This is a genomic window from Klebsiella sp. BIGb0132 (assembly GCF_024810075.1).
Classification (GTDB): Bacteria; Pseudomonadota; Gammaproteobacteria; order Enterobacterales; family Enterobacteriaceae; genus Klebsiella; species Klebsiella terrigena.
This window is the reverse complement of record NZ_JANUDW010000001.1, coordinates 916897-936001: the sequence shown is the minus strand read 5'-3', so window position 1 is coordinate 936001 and position 19105 is coordinate 916897. Positions and strand designations below refer to the sequence as shown.

Annotated in this window: 15 protein-coding genes and 7 tRNA genes; 2 read left to right on the top strand and 20 right to left on the bottom strand. The window is 57.0% G+C overall.

Going from position 1 to position 19105, the window contains the following annotated elements:
• Nucleotides 1-11 precede the first annotated feature (11 nt).
• Nucleotides 12-2594, bottom strand: coding sequence for a leucine--tRNA ligase (leuS, locus tag M2416_RS04335; RefSeq protein WP_259222299.1), 2583 nt, complete (start codon nt 2592-2594; stop codon nt 12-14).
• Nucleotides 2595-2819: 225 nt separating this feature from the next.
• Between leuS and M2416_RS04330 the strand changes: the two genes are divergently transcribed.
• A complete protein-coding gene (locus M2416_RS04330; RefSeq protein ID WP_041147547.1) occupies nt 2820-3302 on the top strand; it encodes a zinc ribbon-containing protein in 483 nt (160 codons plus the stop codon).
• 58 nt (nt 3303-3360) lie between these two features.
• Here M2416_RS04330 and M2416_RS04325 read toward each other — a convergent pair whose 3' ends face one another.
• The 9 genes from M2416_RS04325 to miaB all read right to left on the bottom strand — a co-directional run bounded on the left by M2416_RS04325 (nt 3361) and on the right by miaB (nt 12607).
• Nucleotides 3361-4086 (bottom strand): amino acid ABC transporter ATP-binding protein, encoded by a 726-nt coding sequence (locus M2416_RS04325; RefSeq protein WP_076944931.1) that lies wholly within the window; start codon nt 4084-4086, stop codon nt 3361-3363.
• Nucleotides 4086-4760: a glutamate/aspartate ABC transporter permease GltK gene (gltK, locus tag M2416_RS04320; protein WP_041144588.1), complete on the bottom strand. Its 675-nt coding sequence runs from the start codon at nt 4758-4760 to the stop codon at nt 4086-4088. The genes M2416_RS04325 and gltK overlap by 1 nt, the downstream gene beginning before the upstream one ends.
• A gap of 2 nt (nt 4761-4762) precedes the next feature.
• Nucleotides 4763-5503, bottom strand: a complete 741-nt coding sequence (locus M2416_RS04315) for an amino acid ABC transporter permease (protein ID WP_041144589.1) — start codon at nt 5501-5503, stop codon at nt 4763-4765.
• A 163-nt stretch (nt 5504-5666) separates the two neighbouring features.
• Complete coding sequence (locus tag M2416_RS04310; RefSeq protein WP_041144590.1) at nt 5667-6578, bottom strand: amino acid ABC transporter substrate-binding protein; 912 nt, start codon at nt 6576-6578, stop codon at nt 5667-5669.
• 375 nt (nt 6579-6953) lie between these two features.
• Nucleotides 6954-8492: an apolipoprotein N-acyltransferase gene (gene lnt / locus M2416_RS04305; protein ID WP_041144591.1), complete on the bottom strand. Its 1539-nt coding sequence runs from the start codon at nt 8490-8492 to the stop codon at nt 6954-6956.
• A gap of 22 nt (nt 8493-8514) precedes the next feature.
• Entirely contained in the window at nt 8515-9393 is an 879-nt protein-coding gene (corC, locus tag M2416_RS04300) for a CNNM family magnesium/cobalt transport protein CorC (protein WP_041144592.1), read from the bottom strand.
• Between the two features lie 98 nt (nt 9394-9491).
• On the bottom strand, nt 9492-9959 hold the full coding sequence (gene ybeY / locus M2416_RS04295; RefSeq protein ID WP_041144593.1) for an rRNA maturation RNase YbeY: 468 nt from the start codon (nt 9957-9959) through the stop codon (nt 9492-9494).
• Nucleotides 9956-11002 (bottom strand): PhoH family protein, encoded by a 1047-nt coding sequence (locus tag M2416_RS04290; RefSeq protein WP_041144594.1) that lies wholly within the window; start codon nt 11000-11002, stop codon nt 9956-9958. Before M2416_RS04290 ends, ybeY begins: the two co-directional genes overlap by 4 nt.
• 180 nt (nt 11003-11182) lie before the next feature.
• Complete coding sequence (gene miaB, locus M2416_RS04285) at nt 11183-12607, bottom strand: tRNA (N6-isopentenyl adenosine(37)-C2)-methylthiotransferase MiaB (RefSeq protein ID WP_041144595.1); 1425 nt, start codon at nt 12605-12607, stop codon at nt 11183-11185.
• A gap of 291 nt (nt 12608-12898) precedes the next feature.
• On the opposite strand from miaB, the gene ubiF reads away from it, so the two are divergent.
• Nucleotides 12899-14074, top strand: a complete 1176-nt coding sequence (gene ubiF / locus M2416_RS04280) for a 3-demethoxyubiquinol 3-hydroxylase (RefSeq protein ID WP_076944933.1) — start codon at nt 12899-12901, stop codon at nt 14072-14074.
• Nucleotides 14075-14196: 122 nt separating this feature from the next.
• Here the strand turns inward: ubiF and M2416_RS04275 are convergent.
• The 10 genes from M2416_RS04275 to nagC all read right to left on the bottom strand — a co-directional run bounded on the left by M2416_RS04275 (nt 14197) and on the right by nagC (nt 19101).
• Nucleotides 14197-14271, bottom strand: a tRNA-Gln gene (locus M2416_RS04275).
• Nucleotides 14272-14306: 35 nt separating this feature from the next.
• Nucleotides 14307-14381 (bottom strand) — tRNA-Gln (locus M2416_RS04270).
• A 45-nt stretch (nt 14382-14426) separates the two neighbouring features.
• Nucleotides 14427-14503: transfer RNA gene (locus M2416_RS04265), tRNA-Met, on the bottom strand.
• A gap of 21 nt (nt 14504-14524) precedes the next feature.
• Nucleotides 14525-14599, bottom strand: a tRNA-Gln gene (locus M2416_RS04260).
• Between the two features lie 37 nt (nt 14600-14636).
• Nucleotides 14637-14711: transfer RNA gene (locus tag M2416_RS04255), tRNA-Gln, on the bottom strand.
• Nucleotides 14712-14733: 22 nt separating this feature from the next.
• Nucleotides 14734-14818, bottom strand: a tRNA-Leu gene (locus tag M2416_RS04250).
• A 10-nt stretch (nt 14819-14828) separates the two neighbouring features.
• Nucleotides 14829-14905, bottom strand: a tRNA-Met gene (locus M2416_RS04245).
• 227 nt (nt 14906-15132) lie between these two features.
• Nucleotides 15133-16797: an asparagine synthase B gene (gene asnB / locus M2416_RS04240; RefSeq protein WP_041144597.1), complete on the bottom strand. Its 1665-nt coding sequence runs from the start codon at nt 16795-16797 to the stop codon at nt 15133-15135.
• Nucleotides 16798-17075: 278 nt separating this feature from the next.
• Nucleotides 17076-17828, bottom strand: a complete 753-nt coding sequence (locus tag M2416_RS04235; RefSeq protein WP_041147548.1) for an HAD-IIA family hydrolase — start codon at nt 17826-17828, stop codon at nt 17076-17078.
• Between the two features lie 52 nt (nt 17829-17880).
• A complete protein-coding gene (gene nagC / locus M2416_RS04230; protein WP_123707013.1) occupies nt 17881-19101 on the bottom strand; it encodes a DNA-binding transcriptional regulator NagC in 1221 nt (406 codons plus the stop codon).
• Nucleotides 19102-19105: the final 4 nt, after the last annotated feature.

The window sequence follows — 19105 nt, the reverse complement described above, 5'->3', positions numbered from 1 at the left end:
TCCTCCTGCACTTAGCCAACGACCAGATTGAGCAGTTTGCCCGGAACGTAGATCACTTTACGTACGGTGACGCCGTCGAGATACTTCGCGACCAGATGTTCCTGACCCGCGCGGGCACGGACCTGATCTTCGGTGGCATCGACCGGTACGGTAATTTTACCACGAACCTTACCATTAACCTGGACGACAACCAGGGTAGTATTTTCAACCATGGCGCTCTCGTCGGCGACCGGCCACGGTGCGCTGTCGATATCGCCTTCGCCGCCCAGCTCCTGCCATAAGGTGAAGCTCGCGTGCGGGGTGAACGGGTTGAGCATACGCACGACCGCCAGCAGCGCTTCACGCATCAGCGCGCGATCCTGCTCGCCTTCCTGCGGAGCTTTCGCCAGCTTGTTCATCAGCTCCATGATCGCCGCGATCGCGGTGTTGAAGGTCTGACGGCGGCCGATATCATCGGTCACTTTCGCGATGGTTTTGTGCACGTCGCGGCGCAGCGCCTGCTGATCTTCGCTCAGGCTGGCAGCGTCGAGGGCAATGGCCGGGCCCTGAGTCGTGTGCTCGTAGACCAGCTTCCAGACGCGCTTCAGGAAACGGTTTGCCCCTTCAACGCCGGACTCCTGCCATTCGAGAGTCATATCTGCCGGAGAGGCGAACATCATGAACAGACGCACGGTATCCGCGCCGTAGCGCTCAACCATCACCTGCGGGTCGATGCCGTTGTTTTTCGACTTGGACATTTTGCTCATGCCGGTATACACCAGCTCGCGGCCCTGCGGATCGAAGGCTTTAACGATACGGCCTTTCTCGTCGCGCTCGACGGTAGCATCAACCGGGGAGACCCAGTTACGCTCGCCGTTTTCGCCGACGTAGTAGAACGCGTCCGCCAGAACCATCCCCTGACACAGCAGCTGCTTAGCCGGCTCGTCAGAGTTAACCATGCCCGCGTCGCGCATCAGCTTGTGGAAGAAGCGGAAGTACAGCAGGTGCATGATCGCGTGTTCGATGCCGCCGATATAGATATCAACCGGCAGCCAGTAGTTCGCCGCTTCCGGATCCAGCATGCCCTGGTCGTACTGCGGGCAGGTGTAGCGCGCGTAGTACCAGGAGGATTCCATAAAGGTATCAAAGGTGTCTGTTTCACGCAGCGCAGGCTGGCCGTTGACGGTGGTTTTAGCCCACTCAGGGTCGGCCTTAATCGGGCTGGTGATGCCGTCCATGACCACGTCTTCAGGCAGGATAACCGGCAGCTGATCTTCCGGCGTCGGCATGACCGTGCCGTCTTCCAGGGTGACCATCGGGATTGGTGCGCCCCAGTAGCGCTGACGGGATACGCCCCAGTCGCGCAGACGGTAGTTTACCTTACGCTCGCCGACGCCCATCGCCGCCAGCTTGTCGGCGATGGCGTTGAAGCCCGCTTCAAAGCTCAGCCCGCTGAATTCGCCGGAGTTGAACAGCACGCCTTTTTCCGTCAGCGCCTGCTCGGAGAGATCGGGCTCAGAGCCGTCTGCCGCGAGGATAACCGGCTTGATGTTGAGGCCATATTTTGTGGCAAACTCATAGTCGCGCTGGTCGTGGCCTGGAACCGCCATCACCGCGCCGGTACCGTACTCCATCAGCACGAAGTTGGCCGCCCATACCGGAATAGCTTCGCCGGTCAGCGGATGGATGGCTTTAAAGCCGGTGTCGACGCCTTTTTTCTCCATCGTCGCCATTTCAGCTTCTGCGACTTTGGTGTTGCGGCATTCGTCGATAAATGCAGCCAGCGCCGGGTTATTGGCCGCCGCCTGCTGCGCCAGCGGGTGACCCGCGGCTACGGCCAGGTAGGAGCAGCCCATGAAGGTATCAGGACGCGTGGTGTAGACGGTCAGCTTATCGGCGTAGTCGTTGACGTTGAAGGAGATTTCGACCCCTTCAGAACGGCCGATCCAGTTGCGCTGCATGGTCTTGACGGTATCCGGCCAGTGATCCAGATTATCCAGATCTCTCAGCAGTTCGTCGGCGTAGGCGGTAATTTTGATAAACCACTGCGGGATCTCTTTACGCTCAACTTTGGTATCGCAGCGCCAGCAGCAGCCGTCGATAACCTGTTCGTTGGCGAGCACGGTCTGGTCGTTAGGGCACCAGTTCACCGCGGAGGTTTTCTTATATACCAGGCTTTTTTTATACAGTTCGGTGAAGAACTTCTGCTCCCAGCGGTAGTATTCCGGGGTGCAGGTCGCCACTTCACGGCTCCAGTCGTAGCCGAAGCCCAGCTTTTTCAGCTGGTTTTTCATGTAGGCGATGTTGTCATAGGTCCACGGCGCCGGCGCCGTATTGTTTTTCACCGCCGCGCCTTCTGCAGGCAGGCCGAACGCATCCCAGCCGATAGGCTGCAGGACGTTTTTACCGAGCATACGCTGGTAGCGGGCAATCACATCGCCGATGGTGTAGTTACGCACGTGGCCCATGTGTAGTCGGCCAGAAGGATAAGGTAGCATCGACAGGCAGTAGTACTTCTCTTTGCTCTCGTCTTCAGTGACTTCAAATGTACGATTATCGTCCCAGTGAAGCTGGACTTTCGATTCTATCTCTTCCGGGCGGTATTGCTCTTGCATGGCAGCCAGTGGTCCTGTTTTCAATACAGCTACAAATGTAGCCAATGGATGTGTTATCTCAGATCGGCATAGCATAGCCCAAACGCCCACGTCAAAACAGCCTTTCGCACATTAACATCGGCAAAAGCGGCGCAGAATATTTAGCGACTCTGTGGCCTGAATGGCAAAGCAACCGACAGATAACGTCTATTATTAGAATAAGTTAACCACACAGGAGGCGAAATGATGAACAAGGTTGCTCAATTCTACCGCGAGCTGGTGTCAACGCTCAGCGAACGGTTACGCAGTGGAGAGCGTGATATAGACGCGCTGGTGGAGCAGGCGCGGGTGAGAATCAGCCAGTCCGGTGAGTTAACGCATCGCGAAGTTGAGACGCTGACTAAGGCGGTAAGGCGCGATCTGGAAGAGTTCGCCCGCAGCTATGAAGAGAGCCATGATGAGCTAACGGACAGCGTATTCATGCGGGTTATAAAGGAGAGCCTGTGGCAGGAGCTGGCCGATATTACCGATAAAACCCAGCTGGAGTGGCGCGAGGTGTTTCAGGACCTGAATCACCACGGCGTGTACCAGAGCGGCGAGGTCGTCGGGCTGGGCAATCTGGTGTGCGAGAAGTGCCACCACCATCTGGCGGTTTACACTCCGGACGTGCTGCCGCGCTGCCCGAAGTGCGGCCACGATCAGTTCCAGCGCCGGCCGTTTGAACCTTGATATTCCGCGTGAGTATCGCCGTAAGCAGCGCGCACGAGATCCCGTGCGCGCCTGACCGTTAGTGGAGGATTTTGGCGAGGAAGTCTTTGGCGCGATCGGACTGAGGGTTGGCGAAAAATGCTTCCTTGTCAGCATCTTCGACGATTTTCCCTTCATCCATAAAGATAACCCGGTTGGCGACCTTGCGCGCGAAGCCCATTTCGTGGGTGACGACCATCATGGTCATGCCTTCGTTTGCCAGTTCGACCATGACGTCGAGCACTTCGTTGATCATCTCCGGATCCAGCGCCGAAGTTGGTTCGTCAAACAGCATGGCAATCGGGTCCATGCACAGCGCGCGGGCGATGGCGACGCGCTGCTGCTGGCCGCCTGAAAGCTGCGCCGGATATTTTTCCGCATGGGCGGAAAGCCCCACGCGCTCCAGTAGCTTCAGGCCTTTGGCGCGGGAAGCGGCTTTATCGCGGTTGAGCACTTTTACCTGCGCCAGCGTCAGGTTGTCGATAATCGACAGATGCGGAAACAGCTCGAAGTGCTGGAAGACCATCCCGACGCGGGAGCGCAGCTTCGCGAGGTTGGTCTTTTTATCGTTCACCCTGGTGCCGTCAACGGTTATCTCGCCCTGTTGAATCGGCTCGAGGCCGTTAACGGTTTTAATCAGCGTCGATTTTCCCGAGCCTGACGGCCCGCAAACCACCACCACTTCGCCTTTTTTCACTTCCGTGGAGCAGTCGGTCAGCACCTGAAAGTGACCATACCATTTTGAAACGTTTTTCAGGGTAATCATTACACAGTCCTTTTCTTCAACCAGCTGACCAACAGCGATGCGCTGAGACTAATTGCAAAATAAACGGCACCTGCGAACAGGATCATTTCGACCTGGGTTCCGTCACGCTCGCCGATAGTGGACGCGGTGCGGAAGAAATCTGCCAGGCTCAGAACATAGACCAGCGAGGTATCCTGGAACAGGACGATCCCCTGGGTTAACAGCAGCGGCACCATCGCGCGAAAGGCCTGCGGCAGGATAATCAGCTTCATCGACTGCCAGTGGGTCATCCCCAGCGCCAGCGCGGCGCTGGACTGGCCGCGGGAGATACTCTGGATGCCGGCGCGGATAATTTCCGAATAGTACGCTGCTTCAAACATGGAGAACGCAATCATGGCCGAGATTAGCCGGATATCGGTCTTCGGCGACAGGCCAAGCACGTTCTGTAAAAAGCCGGGAACAATCAGATAAAACCACAGCAGCACCATCACCAGCGGGATGGAGCGGAAGACGTTGACGTAGGTTTTGGCAAACCACGCCAGCGGTAAAAAGCTCGACAGACGCATGACCGCCAGCAGGGTGCCCCAGACGATACCGATAACGATGGCGATAACGGTGATTTTCAGGGTGATAACCAGTCCCGCCAGCAGATACGGCATGGACGGAACGATAGAACTCCAGTCAAAATCATACATAGCTATTTGCCCCCCAAATTGCCCGGCAGGCGAACTTTGCGCTCAACCACATACATAATCAGCATAATCACCGCGTTAATGAACACATAGGCGAGGGTAATGGCGGTAAACGACTCCCAGGCGTGGGCGGAGTAGTCCAGCAGCTTGCCCGCCTGCGCCGCCATGTCAGCCAGCCCGATGGTGGAGGCAATGGCCGAGTTTTTTACCAGGTTCATCATTTCCGACGTCATCGGCGGGACGATAACCCGATAGGCGTTGGGCAGCAGAACGTAGCGGTAGGTTTGCGGCAGGGTGAGGCCCATTGCCAGCCCGGCGTTTTTCTGCCCGCGCGGCAGCGACTGGATCGCCGCACGTACCTGCTCACACACGCGTGCGGCGGTAAACAGCCCGAGGCAGAGCATGGAGGAGATAAAGAACTGAATATTGGGATCCAGCTCGGATTTAAACCACATGCCGATATTTTCCGGCAGCAGCTCCGGCACCACCAGGTACCAGGTAAAGAACTGCACGATCAGCGGAACGTTACGGAACAGTTCGACGTAGCAGGTACCGATGCTGGAGAGCAGTCGATTCGGGGCGGTACGTAAAATACCGAATAGCGAGCCGACGAGAAAAGCGATGATCCAGGCGGTAACCGACAGAGCGACGGTGACCTGAAAGCCGCTCCATAGCCAGCCCAGATAGGTGGTATTGCCGAACGGGGCCTGTTGCAGGAATATCCCCCAGTTCCAGTCTATTGACATAAATGACTCCTGGAAAAAAAAGGGTAGCAGCGCTACCCTCGAAGATCCTTGCCCAGCGTACTTCGGTGTTCGCGGCGGCTGGGGAACGACCAGCCACCGTATAGTCTGTCCGTGCTGTGACAACAATCGGGAGGGCAGGATTTCCCGCCCCTTGTTCTTTTAATTAGTTAAGAGCCTTGTCATTCGGTGATTTGAACAGCGCCTTCATATCTTCAGAGAGTTCGAAGTTCATATTCAGGTTCTTCGGCGGGATGGGGTTTTTGAACCACTTGTCGAACCATTTTGCCGCTTCGCCAGAGGTCTGCGCCTTGGCAACGGTGTCGTCTACCAGGGTTTTGAACTGCGGGTCATCCTTACGCAGCATACAGCCGTAGGCTTCTTTGGACTGCGGCGTGCCGATGATTTCCCAGTTGTCCGGCTTCTTGGCCTTGGCACGTTCGCCGGCCAGCAGCGCGTCATCCATCATAAAGGCCACCGCGCGGCCGCTTTCCAGAGTACGGAAGGAGTCGCCGTGATCTTTAGCGCTGATGATGCGCATATTCATTTTTTTCTCGTCGTTCAGCTTGTGCAGCAGAATTTCTGAGGTAGTCCCGGAAGTCACCACCACGGCTTTATCTTTCAGGTCAGCAAAGTCTTTGATCGCGCCGCCCTTTTTCGCCAGCAGGCGGGTGCCGACGACAAAAATGGTGTCAGAGAAAGCCGCCTGTTTCTGCCGCTCCAGGTTGTTGGTGGTGGAGCCGCATTCGAAATCGTAGGTGCCGTTTTGCAGCAGCGGAATACGGTTCTGCGAGGTGACAGGAATCAGTTTTACCTGCAGGTCAGGTTTGTTCAGCTTCTTCTTGATAGCATCGACGATGGCGTTGGAGTAATCCTGCGAGTAGCCGACGACCTGCTGCTGGTTATCGTAGTAGGAGAACGGTACGGATGATTCACGATGGCCAACCACGATTACGCCGTTTTTGGCAATTTTATCCAGAGTGCTCTGGCCTGTAGCCGGTGCGGCATCTTCCGCGTGCGCCAGGCCGGCGGTCATACCCATGACCAGCATTGCTGTGGCCAGTTTACGTAATTGCATATCCAACTCCTTATCCGCAGCGCCAGGGACGCCATTGATGCCCATTGTGATTGTGTGTGAGCTTTATTATCGCTGCCGCCTTTAAGTGCAGCGTTTGTATGTGTTTGTTAGCATTTAGTTTGGCTTAATGTAAAGATTTTGCTGTGATATTGTTTATTTTTGCGAAGTGCTCCGCACCATTTAAAGGCAAAAATCGCTCATTGCACCAAAATAGCGCGCGGCTGGTCTGCCTGTGGTGCAACCCGGTTGTACCAGCAGCCATAGCGGCGCGACGTAGGTATATTAAGCAATGGGCGTGCCAGATTGGGCGGGAAGGGAGAATTCCCCGGTGACGGGCATCACCGGGGCGGGCGGAGAGTATCCGCTAAGCAGGGATTAGCGGCGGCGCTGACGCAGGCTCATCAGCAGGGCGCCAAAGCCAAACAGCGCGGTCAGCGCCCACAGCGGCCAGTTGCCGGTACGGGCGTACGGCGTCAGGCCCGTCGTCGGAGTGACCTTAGTGGTGAGCACGGCGCGGGTGAACTGCGGGATCATGTCCTGAATTTCACCCCGTGGGCCAATGACGGCGGTAATGCCGTTATTGGTGCTGCGCAGCAGCGGACGCGCCAGCTCCAGCGCGCGCATGCGCGCCATCTGGAAGTGCTGCCACGGGCCTATCGACTTGCCAAACCAGGCGTCGTTGGAGATGGTCAGCAGGAAGTCGGTATCCGGGCGGAAATTATCGCGCACCTGCTCGCCGAGGATTATCTCGTAGCAGATAGCGGCCGTTAGCTTCAGGTTATGCGCCACCAGCTGCGGCTGAACGTACGGGCCGCGGCTAAAGGAGGACATCGGCAGATCGAAGAACGGTGCCAGCGGGCGCAGAATCGATTCCAGCGGTACAAACTCGCCAAACGGAACCAGATGGTTCTTGTTATAGCGATCCGTGGAGTCGTAGCTGTAAGGGTTATCCTTGCCCAGCGTAATGATGGTGTTGTAGGTGTCGTATCGGTTCTGCTTGTTCAGTCGGGCATCGACGATGCCGGTGACCAGCGAACTGTTTTTCGACCGCAGCAGGTCATCCATCATAGTGAGGAAATTCTGCTGATTGATCTCCAGATCCGGAATGGCGGATTCAGGCCAGATAATCAGCTGGGATGAGCCCATATGCGGCTGGGTCAGATCCATATAGGTCTTCAGCGTGTTGAACAGCTGCTTTTCATCCCACTTCAGGGCCTGCGGAATATCCCCCTGCACCAGCGACACTTCGGTCGCGCGCTCGGGCAGCAGCTGATACCACTGAATGTAGCGCAGCGGGAAGGGCAGGGCGAAGAGCACCGCGGCGATAATCAGCGGTTTCCAGCGGCGCTCGACGGCGGCCAGCACCAGCAGACCGCTGACGACCATCAGCAGGAAGTTAATCGCCTCGACGCCCGCGATCGGGGCTAAGCCCTTCAGCGGGCCGTCAATCTGGCTGTAGCCGAACTGCAGCCACGGGAAGCCGGTCAGCACCCAGCCGCGCAGAAACTCGGTGATTTGCCAGACTACCGGCGCGGCGATGGCGACGCGCAGCCAGCTGGTTTTAGGCCACAGGCGGGAGAGCAGGCCGGCGAACAGGCCGGTGTACAGCGACATATACGCTGCCAGCAGCACCACGAGGAATACGTTGACCGGGCCAGGCATGCCGCCAAACTGCGCGATGCTGACGTAAACCCAGTTAATCCCCGAGCCGAACAGCCCCATGCCCCAGAAGAAACCAATCCAGGCGCTCTGTAAAGGACGACGGTTAAGGGTTAAGCCCTGCAGGCCGATGAGCGAAATAATCGCCGCGGGCCAGATGTCATAAGGAGAAAAAGCCAGCGTTCCGCTGGCTCCGAATAATAGCGCCAGCAGCAGACGTACGCGCTGGCGTTCGAGAAGAGAGGCAAATACCATTTAGGTTAATCGTCCCGTGTGATTAGTCTTCCAGCTTCGGCTGCGGTGCGTCGTCAGGAAGTTTGACATGTACCTGGATAATACGTCGGCTATCAGCCATTGCGACCTTGAATTGGTAACCATCAATGTCGATAGACTCGCCGCGAGCCGGCAGATGGCCAAAGGCCTGCATCACCAGTCCGCCAATGGTATCAACTTCTTCATCGCTGAAGTGGGTGCCGTAGGCTTCGTTGAAGTCTTCAATCGAGGCCAGCGCGCGGACCGTCCAGGTGTGGCGGCTCAGCTGACGAAAATCGATATCTTCTTCTTCATCGTATTCGTCTTCGATTTCACCGACGATAAGCTCAAGGATGTCTTCAATGGTCACCAGACCGGAGACGCCGCCAAACTCATCGATAACGATAGCCATATGATAACGCTGGGAGCGGAACTCTTTCAGCATGCGGTCAACCCGCTTGCTTTCAGGCACGACAACCGCCGGGCGTAACACTTGTTCCATGCTGAAGGCTTCGGAATTGCTGCGCATAAACGGCAGCAGATCTTTGGCCATCAGAATCCCTTCGATGTGATCTTTGTCTTCGCTGATCACCGGGAAACGCGAGTGGGCGGATTCGATGATGACATCGAGGCACTCGTCCAGGGTCTGGTTGCGTTTTAGGGTAATCATCTGCGAGCGGGGGATCATTATGTCGCGGACGCGCTGGTCGGCGATATCCATTACCCCTTCGAGCATATCGCGCGTATCTTCGTCGATAAGGTCGTTTTGCCCGGAATCACGGATCAGCGCCAGCAGTTCATCACGGTTTTTGGGTTCTCCGTGAAAGAGCTGGCTGAGTAACAGGGAGAAGAATCCCTTTTTGCTGTTTACTGTGTCACTACTGTGTGAGTTGTCGTCGCTCATGGCGTCGTGTGGGTTCTCATGTTAATTAAATCGTCGCCCGTCGCGCGTGTACTCAGCGCCCGGCATAGCGGCCAGTCGCCGGCAAAGCCGGCGGCAGGTTATTCCTTCTCGGCAATGTACGGATCCTCATAGCCCAGAGCAAGCATTATCTCTGTTTCGAGGCTTTCCATCTCTTCCGCTTCTTCATCAACGATGTGGTCATAGCCCAGCAGGTGCAGGCTGCCGTGAATAACCATATGCGCCCAGTGCGCTTCCAGCGGTTTTTCCTGCTCTTTCGCTTCCTGCTCAACCACCTGGCGGCAGATGATCAAATCACCGAGCAGCGGCAGCTCGATGCCCGGCGGGGCTTCGAAGGGGAATGACAGCACGTTAGTCGGCTTATCCTTGCCGCGATAGGTCAGATTTAGCTCGTGGCTCTCGGCTTCGTCTACCAGGCGAACGGTCACTTCCGACTCTTCCTGGAACTGAGGGATCACGGCATCCAGCCAGCGCTGAAACTGCGCTTCATCCGGCAGCCCGCCGTTCTCTTCGCAAGCCAGCTGTAAATCGAGAATAACCTGACTCATTTTTGCTCCTGTTCCTGGGCTTCGCGTTTGCGCTCGGCGGCCAGTTCTGCTTTACGTTTTTGATCCGCCTCTTCCCACGCCTCATAGGCGTTAACGATGCGGGCCACCACCGGGTGGCGCACGACGTCTTCGCTATTGAAGAAGTTGAAGCTGATTTCATCGACTTCCGCCAGCACTTCGATAGCGTGACGCAGGCCAGATTTGGTGCTGCGCGGCAGGTCAATCTGGGTGACGTCGCCGGTTATCACCGCTTTAGAGTTAAAACCGATACGGGTCAGGAACATCTTCATCTGCTCGATGGTGGTGTTCTGGCTCTCATCGAGAATGATAAAGGCGTCGTTCAGCGTTCGGCCGCGCATATAGGCCAGCGGCGCGACTTCAATCACGTTGCGCTCGATCAGCTTCTCAACTTTCTCAAAGCCCATCATTTCGAACAGCGCGTCGTACAGCGGGCGCAGGTAGGGATCGACCTTCTGGCTCAGATCCCCCGGCAGGAAGCCCAGCTTCTCACCGGCCTCAACGGCGGGGCGGGTCAGCAGAATACGGCGCACGTCCTGACGCTCCAGGGCATCGACCGCGGCGGCAACCGCCAGATAGGTTTTCCCGGTGCCGGCAGGGCCAACCCCGAAGGTGATATCGTGGTCGAGGATGTTGGCGACGTACTGCGCCTGGTTTGGCGTGCGGGGCTTAATCACGCCGCGCTTGGTCTTGATATTAATGGCCTTGCCGTACTCCGGGACGCTCTCGGCGCTCTGCTCGAGCACGCGGGCCTCTTTGATGGCAAGGTGAATCTGCTCCGGCTCGATATCGTTAATCTGCCCGCGCATGGGGGCGGTATCGACGTACAGGCTGCGCAGAATATCCGCCGCCGCGTTGACGCATATTGGGCGTCCGGTCAGCTTAAAGTGATTGTCACGGCGGTTGATTTCGATGCCCAACCGGCGCTCAAGCTGTTTGATGTTGTCGTCAAACGGGCCGCACAGCCCAAGCAGGCGTGCGTTGTCCGCTGGTTCCAGGGTGATTTCGCGAGTTTCTGTGTTCAAGCTGTTCCTCTTATCTGCGTTTTGCCGGGCGATAAACGGGTATAGCCGCCATCTTGCAGGCGATACCCCGGCGGGTAAGGAAATTATTCACGTCACGGGAATATGGCGCAAGCATTGCTATGAATATTGGGTCCGGGAGAGGAAATACAAGGCCTGCCGGAGCCGGCAGGCCTGAACGGATTAAGGCTGATAAAGCGTGGCGCCCGAATCGTTTTCTTTGCGGGTCCGCGCGATAACCGATTGCGGTGATTCCACAATGCGCAGGCCCATCTCCTCTTCGGTACGCACGATTTTTCCGCGCAGCGAGTTGGTATAGACGTCGACGATCTCGACGTCGACAAACTTGCCGACCATATCCGGCGTCCCTTCGAAGTTGACGACCCGGTTATTTTCGGTGCGCCCGGTGAGCTCCATAATGCTCTTGCGGGAGGTGCCTTCGACCAGAATACGCTGGGTGGTGCCGAGCATCCGGCGGCTCCAGGCCATCGCCTGCTGGTTGATGCGCTCCTGCAGAATATAGAGGCGCTGTTTCTTATCTTTTTCCGGGACGTCGTCGACCATATCCGCCGCCGGCGTGCCCGGGCGCGCGGAGAAGACAAAGCTGTAGCTGACGTCGAGATTCACGTCGGCAATCAGCTTCATGGTCTTCTCGAAATCGTCGTTGGTTTCACCGGGGAAGCCGACGATAAAGTCGGAGCTTATCTGGATATTTGGCCGCGCTTCGTACAGCTTGCGCACGATGCCTTTATATTCCAGCGCCGTGTGGGTGCGTCCCATCAGGTTCAGCACGCGGTCAGAGCCGCTCTGTACCGGCAGATGCAGGAAGCTTACCAGCTCCGGGGTGTCGCGATAGACGTCAATAATGTCATCGGTAAATTCAATCGGGTGGCTGGTGGTAAAGCGAATGCGGTCGATCCCGTCGATCGCCGCCACCAGACGCAGCAGATCGGCAAAGCTGCCGGTGGTGCCGTCGTAGTTTTCGCCGCGCCAGGCGTTAACGTTCTGCCCCAGCAGGTTGACCTCGCGGACGCCCTGAGCCGCCAGTTGGGCAATCTCGAACAGGATATCATCAGAAGGACGGCTGACCTCTTCACCGCGGGTATAGGGCACCACGCAGTAGGTACAGTATTTGTTGCAGCCTTCCATAATCGAGACGAACGCGGTTGGCCCGTCGGCGCGGGGTTCTGGCAGGCGGTCAAACTTTTCGATCTCCGGGAAGCTGACGTCAACCACCGGCCGGCGGTTGCCGCGCACCGAGTTAATCATTTCCGGCAGGCGATGGAGCGTCTGCGGGCCAAAAATAATATCGACGTAGTGGGCGCGCTGACGGATGAGCTTGCCCTCCTGCGAGGCGACGCAGCCGCCGACGCCGATAATCAGGTTGGGATTTTTTTCTTTCAGTAATTTCCAGCGGCCCAGCTGGTGGAAGACTTTTTCCTGGGCCTTCTCGCGAATTGAGCAGGTATTGAGCAGCAGGACGTCCGCTTCTTCCGCGATTTCAGTGAGCTGATACCCGTGCGTGGCATCCAGCAGATCGGCCATCTTTGATGAATCGTATTCGTTCATCTGACAGCCCCAGGTTTTAATATGGAGTTTTTTTGTCATCGACATGCTCATGCTCAATTATAGATATCCAAAATGACGGGTACAGACGCTCTATGAATTTCGAATTGCAGGCGGCAGGCCCGGGAGGTCCCAGCATCATAGGTCGCTATGCGACTGGGGCGAGCGGGTGCAGCCAGGGCACCTGCAATTTGAAAAACGACGAGTATAGCCAGGATTGCAGGGGGCACATTGTAATGCTTTGGGGGTGCCCTGACCAGCGCGAGCGTAATCACCGCAGGGCGCCTGAAAATCCGGTAAACTGAATGGATTGAGGTTTTAAGGATAATTGCCATGACAACTCACGCAACGGATGTCGCCATTATTGGCGGTGGAATGGTCGGCGGCGCCCTGGCGCTAGGGCTGGCACAGCACGGTTTTACGGTAACGGTCATCGAGAAGGCCGCGCCGGCGGCTTTTGACCCGACGCAGCCGCCGGACGTGCGCATTTCGGCGATCGGCTCTTCTTCCGTCGGGCTGTTAAAAAGCCTCGGCGTCTGGGAGACGATGCGCGCGATGCGCGTGCATCCGTATCGTCGGCTGGAGACATGGGAGTGGGAAGCGGCCCACGTCTCCTTCGACGCCGCGGAGCTGGCGCTCTCTGAGCTGGGCTATATGGTGGAGAATAACGTGCTGCAGCTGGCTCTGTGGCAGGCGCTGGAGGCGCATGAGCAGGTTACGCTGCGGGTTGGCGTTTCGCTGCAGGCGCTGCAGCGTGAATCTGCGCATACGCTATTGTGCCTGAGCGACGGCAGCGAGTGTGCGGCCCGGCTGGTTATTGGCGCCGACGGCGCAAACTCCGAGGTGCGTCGGCTGGCCGGGATTGGCGTACAGGCGTGGCAGTACCAGCAATCCTGCATGTTGATTAGCGTCCAGTGCGCCGACGATCCCGGCGACAGCACCTGGCAACAGTTTACGCCCTCCGGACCGCGCGCGTTTCTGCCGCTGTTCGATCGCTGGGCCTCGCTGGTCTGGTACGACACCCCCGCGCGAATTCGTCAGCTGCAGGGGATGAGCATGGCGCAGCTCCAGCAGGAGATCGGGCGCCACTTTCCGTCGCGCTGCGGTGAGGTCACGCCGCTAAGCGCCGGCGCGTTTCCGCTGACCCGCCGCCACGCGCTGCAGTACGTGCAGCCGGGGCTGGCGCTGGTGGGCGACGCGGCGCACACCATTCATCCACTGGCGGGGCAGGGAGTGAATCTCGGCTATCGCGACGTCGATGCGCTGCTGGATGTCTTAACGCGCGCGCGGGATCGCGGTGAAGAGTGGGACAGCCTGCCGGTGCTCAAACGCTATCAGACGCGGCGCAGAACCGATAATTTCATTATGCAGTCGGGGATGGATCTGTTTTACGTTGGCTTCAGCAACGATCTGGCGCCGGTGCGCGCGCTGCGCAATATCGGCCTGATGGCGGCGGCGCGGGCGGGTATTTTAAAGCGTCAGGCGCTGAAGTACGCGCTGGGGCTGTAGCTAAGAGCTTCCCCGGCCCGCGCCAGGCTAAGCCGGGGAGTCGCGTTGGTATGAGCGTGCGCTGAAAGTGGCGGACGACAAAAACAAAAAAGCTCGCCGAAGCGAGCTTTTTTGTTACTAAGTGGCTGGGGTACGAGGATTCGAACCTCGGAATGCTGGTATCAGAAACCAGAGCCTTACCGCTTGGCGATACCCCAACGGGTGCGCTCACAAGTGAACGACTTTTTTAAATTGGCTGGGGTACGAGGATTCGAACCTCGGAATGCTGGTATCAGAAACCAGAGCCTTACCGCTTGGCGATACCCCAACAATTTTTTTGGATTTATCGAACTGAATCAATAATTCCTTTATATGGTGGCTACGACGGGATTCGAACCTGTGACCCCATCATTATGAGTGATGTGCTCTAACCAGCTGAGCTACGTAGCCAAATCTTATCACATTCTTCGATGGCTGGGGTACCTGGATTCGAACCAGGGAATGCCGGTATCAAAAACCGGTGCCTTACCGCTTGGCGATACCCCAATAACCGTCGCGGTGAACCGCTAACCTCGAAGAAATATGGCTGGGGTACCTGGATTCGAACCAGGGAATGCCGGTATCAAAAACCGGTGCCTTACCGCTTGGCGATACCCCATCCGTGCAACGCTTTCGGTGAATGGTGCGGGAGGCGAGACTTGAACTCGCACACCTTGCGGCGCCAGAACCTAAATCTGGTGCGTCTACCAATTTCGCCACTCCCGCAAAAAAAAGATGGTGGCTACGACGGGATTCGAACCTGTGACCCCATCATTATGAGTGATGTGCTCTAACCAGCTGAGCTACGTAGCCATCTTTTTTTTCGCGTTACCTTATCGGCGTTGCGGGGCGCATTATGCGTATTGGGCCTGCGAGCGTCAACCTCTTTTTCAAGGAAAATCGCTGGAATGTGACTGTTTGGTTAGGTTGCGAGCAGCGTGGTGTAATAATCGGCAATTATTGGTTATTTATCGCTTTTAACCCGTAAATAAAGACATAAAAAAACGGACCCCGCGGGGTCCGTTTGTCGTCTGACTCGATTATTTATAGGCCGACTGGTGCACGCCTACCGCGCGTCCTGACGGATCGTTCATGGTTTTGAACGTTTCATCCCATTCGATCGCTTTAGCCGAAGAGCAGGCGACTGACGGGCCACCGGGGACACACTCCGCGGCGCTCGGCAGCGGGAACAGCTCTTCGAAGATTTCACGGTACAGATACGCCTCTTTCGACGACGGCGTGTTGTACGGGAAGCGGAAGGCGGCGGTTTCCAGCTGCTGATCGGAAATCTGCCCGGCCGCCACTTCTTTCAGCGTATCGATCCAGCTGTAGCCAACGCCGTCTGAGAACTGCTCCTTCTGGCGCCACGCCACGCTTGCCGGCAGGTAGGATTCAAAGCATTCGCGCAGGATATGCTTTTCCATTTTGCCGTTGCCGCACATCTTATCCTGCGGGTTGATGCGCATAGCGACGTCGAGGAACTGCTTGTCGAGGAACGGCACGCGGGCTTCGACGCCCCACGCGGACATCGCTTTGTTCGCACGGGCGCAGTCAAACATATGCAGCGCCTGCAGTTTGCGCACGGTTTCTTCATGCAGCTCTTTGGCGTTTGGCGCTTTGTGGAAATAGAGATAGCCGCCAAAGACCTCATCAGAACCTTCGCCTGACAGCACCATTTTGATGCCCATCGCTTTGATTTTACGGGACATCAGGTACATCGGGGTCGACGCACGGATGGTGGTCACGTCGTAAGTTTCGATGTGATAAATCACGTCGCGAATGGCGTCGAGACCTTCCTGCACGGTGAAGTGGATCTCGTGGTGCACGGTGCCCAGATGGTTTGCCACTTCCTGCGCGGCTTTCAGATCCGGCGATCCGACCAGGCCGACGGCAAAGGAGTGCAGCTGCGGCCACCAGGCTTCACTACGCTCCTGATCTTCAACGCGACGGGCGGCAAACTTTTTGGTGATTGCGGAGATGACCGAAGAGTCCAGGCCGCCGGAAAGCAGCACGCCGTAAGGAACGTCGGACATCAGGTGGCTTTTCACCGACTCTTCCAGCGCTTGACGCAGCTCGTTTTTATCGGTCACGTTGTCTTTTACCGCGTCGTAATCAAACCAGTCGCGCTGGTAATACTCGCGGATTTCGCCATCTTTGCTCCACAGGTAGCTGCCGGCCGGGAACTCTTTAATGGTGCGGCACACCGGAACCAGCGCCTTCATTTCTGATGCGACGTAGAAGTTACCGTGTTCGTCGTGACCCATATACAGCGGAATGATGCCGATATGGTCGCGGCCGATCAGGTAAGCATCCTGCTCGCTGTCGTACAGCGCGAAGGCAAACATGCCCTGCAGATCGTCAAGGAAGGCCGGGCCTTTTTCCTGATACAGGGCGAGGATGACTTCGCAGTCTGAACCGGTCTGGAAGGCATAGCGGTCGCCGTATTCTGCGCGCAGCGCCTGGTGGTTATAAATTTCACCGTTCACCGCCAGGGCGTGGGTTTTTTGTTGGTTATACAGCGGCTGAGCGCCGGCGTTAACGTCAACGATAGAGAGACGTTCATGGACCAGAATGGCTTTATCGCTGGCGTAGACGCCGGACCAGTCCGGCCCGCGGTGGCGCATCAGGCGGGAAAGCTCCAGTGCCTTTTTACGCAGTTCTACCGCGTCAGTTTTAATATCCAGTACGCCGAAAATTGAACACATAGCCTTCTCCGTTACCCTGTCGTATTTGATGTTGTGCAGACGTCGTCTTGTTGCGAGGTCTTAGTGCGTGTTTAAGAAAATGCCGCAAAGGAGAGGGCGGTGCAAGGGATTTACGGGGGCAACAGGAAAAAACGCAATTGTGATTGTTGAATATTAAAAAAAGAACATGTTTTGAGCGACTTTATTGACGGATATTCAAAAATAAGCCGCTTTCATTAGATGGAGGCTTTTCATTGAGGGCGAAAAATGAAAAACCACGTCCCGGGACGTGGTTTGGCTTAGAAAATATCGATTTCGGCCACCGACGGATAGATCCACGACGGTCGGAACGGCAGGCTGTCGATGTCGTCGAGCGTCGAGACGCCGGAGAGCACGAGGATCGTTTCCAGGCCGGCCTGGAAGCCCGCCAGAATATCGGTACGCAGGTTATCTCCGACGATGACGGTTTGCTCGGAGTGGGCCTGCATCTTGTTCAGCGCGGAGCGGATAATCCACGGGCTCGGCTTGCCGACGTAAAACGGCTTGCGGCCGGAGATCTTCTCAATCCCCGCGCACAGCGCGCCGCAGGCCGGGTAGAAGCCGCGGCCGTGGGTGTCCGGATTGGTGGCAATAAAGCGCGCGCCGTTTGCTACAAAGAAGGCCGCCTTGTGCATCATCTCCCAGTTAAAGGAGCGGGTCTCGCCGACGATGACAAAATCCGGGTTGACGTCGGTGATGGTGAAGCCCGCCTTATAAAGCTCGTGGATCAGCGCGCCTTCGCCCACCACGTAGGCTTTTTTCCCCTCCTGACGGCGCAGAAAGTCGGCGGTCGCCATGGCTGAGGTGTAAAAGGCGCTATCCGGGACGTCAATGCCCGCCGTGGCGAAGCGGTTGGCCAGGTCCTGGCCGGTCTGAGACGGATAGTTGGTCAACATCACCAGCGGCATCTCTTTTTCGAGAATGCGTTTGATAAATTCCGCAGCGCCCGGTACGGCCACATTGTCGTGCATCAGCACGCCGTCAATATCACAAATTACGTTTTGAATGGTCATGGACAGTCCGACATCGTTGAAGAAAGGCACAAATGGGTGAACAAAAAACAGGCTAACTTTCCAGCAGGCGCTGGAGCAGGATCCCGTTGAGCATCGCGCGTTTTACCAGCGCAAAGGCGCCGATCGCCGAACGATGATCGAGCGTGGATCGCACCACCGGCAGATTTTTGCGAAACGCTTTTAGCGCCTGGGCGTTAATGCAGCCTTCGATAGCCGGGAGCAAAACCTTTTCTGCTTCGATGATTTCGCCGGCGATCACCACCTTCTGCGGATTGAACAGGTTAATGGCGATGGCAATGGTTTTTCCCAGGTGGCGGCCGACGTGTTCGATAACCTCGCAGGCCAGGGTATCGCCCTTATTGGCGGCTTTGCAGATGGCTTTAATATTGCACTCGTCCACGCTAAGGCGACTCTGGTAGCCCTGTTCCAGCAGATGGCGCACCCGCTGTTCGATGGCCGCATTGGCGGCGACGGTCTCCAGGCAGCCGAAGTTGCCGCAGTGGCAGCGCTCGCCGAGCGGGTCGACCTGGATGTGGCCTATCTCACCCACGTTACCGTTGCGGCCGATAAAAATGCGGCCGTTGGAGATAATTCCCGCCCCAGTGCCGCGATGGACGCGCACCAGAATAGAGTCTTCGCAGTCCTGACTTGCGCCAAAGTAGTGCTCCGCCAGCGCCAGGCTGCGGATATCATGGCCGACAAAACAGGTCACTTTAAAGCGTTTTTCCAGCGCCTCTACCAGGCCCCAGTTCTCAACCTGAATATGCGGCATGTAGCGAATGACGCCGCTTTCCGGATCGACAAGACCGGGTAAAATGACCGAAATAGCGATGAGCTCACGGATCTTGCGCTGGCAGCGTTCGCTAAAGGCGGCGATGATGTTCAGCAGCGCGTGCTCGAGGGTTTCCTGAGTGCGCTCCGGCAGCGGGAAGTGCTCCTCTTCCAGCGTCTTGCTGCTTAAATCGTACAGGGTCAGGGTGGCGTCGTGGCGGCCAAGGCGTATGCCAATGGCCTGGAAGCTGCGGGTCTCGGCAATAATGGAGATAGCGCGGCGGCCTCCGGTGGAGGCCTGCTGATCGACTTCTTTGATCAGCCCGCGTTCAATCAGTTGACGCGTGATTTTCGTCACGCTGGCAGGGGCAAGCTGGCTTTGTTCCGCGATCTGAATGCGCGAGATGGGGCCATGCTGGTCAATCAGGCGGTATACGGCCGCGCTGTTCAGCTGTTTTACGAGATCAACGTTACCAATTTGAGCATGTCCGCCTGCTGTCATACTT

Coding starts and splice junctions, on each gene's coding strand:
- M2416_RS04235 (WP_041147548.1), bottom strand. CDS start 17,828: ATGACCATTCAAAACGTAATTTGTGATATTGACGGCGTGCTGATGCAC.
- M2416_RS04325 (WP_076944931.1), bottom strand. CDS start 4,086: ATGATTACCCTGAAAAACGTTTCAAAATGGTATGGTCACTTTCAGGTG.
- ubiF (WP_076944933.1), top strand. CDS start 12,899: ATGACAACTCACGCAACGGATGTCGCCATTATTGGCGGTGGAATGGTC.
- miaB (WP_041144595.1), bottom strand. CDS start 12,607: ATGACAAAAAAACTCCATATTAAAACCTGGGGCTGTCAGATGAACGAA.
- asnB (WP_041144597.1), bottom strand. CDS start 16,797: ATGTGTTCAATTTTCGGCGTACTGGATATTAAAACTGACGCGGTAGAA.
- nagC (WP_123707013.1), bottom strand. CDS start 19,101: ATGACAGCAGGCGGACATGCTCAAATTGGTAACGTTGATCTCGTAAAA.
- M2416_RS04330 (WP_041147547.1), top strand. CDS start 2,820: ATGAACAAGGTTGCTCAATTCTACCGCGAGCTGGTGTCAACGCTCAGC.
- lnt (WP_041144591.1), bottom strand. CDS start 8,492: ATGGTATTTGCCTCTCTTCTCGAACGCCAGCGCGTACGTCTGCTGCTG.
- ybeY (WP_041144593.1), bottom strand. CDS start 9,959: ATGAGTCAGGTTATTCTCGATTTACAGCTGGCTTGCGAAGAGAACGGC.
- M2416_RS04310 (WP_041144590.1), bottom strand. CDS start 6,578: ATGCAATTACGTAAACTGGCCACAGCAATGCTGGTCATGGGTATGACC.
- gltK (WP_041144588.1), bottom strand. CDS start 4,760: ATGTATGATTTTGACTGGAGTTCTATCGTTCCGTCCATGCCGTATCTG.
- M2416_RS04315 (WP_041144589.1), bottom strand. CDS start 5,503: ATGTCAATAGACTGGAACTGGGGGATATTCCTGCAACAGGCCCCGTTC.
- leuS (WP_259222299.1), bottom strand. CDS start 2,594: ATGCAAGAGCAATACCGCCCGGAAGAGATAGAATCGAAAGTCCAGCTT.
- corC (WP_041144592.1), bottom strand. CDS start 9,393: ATGAGCGACGACAACTCACACAGTAGTGACACAGTAAACAGCAAAAAG.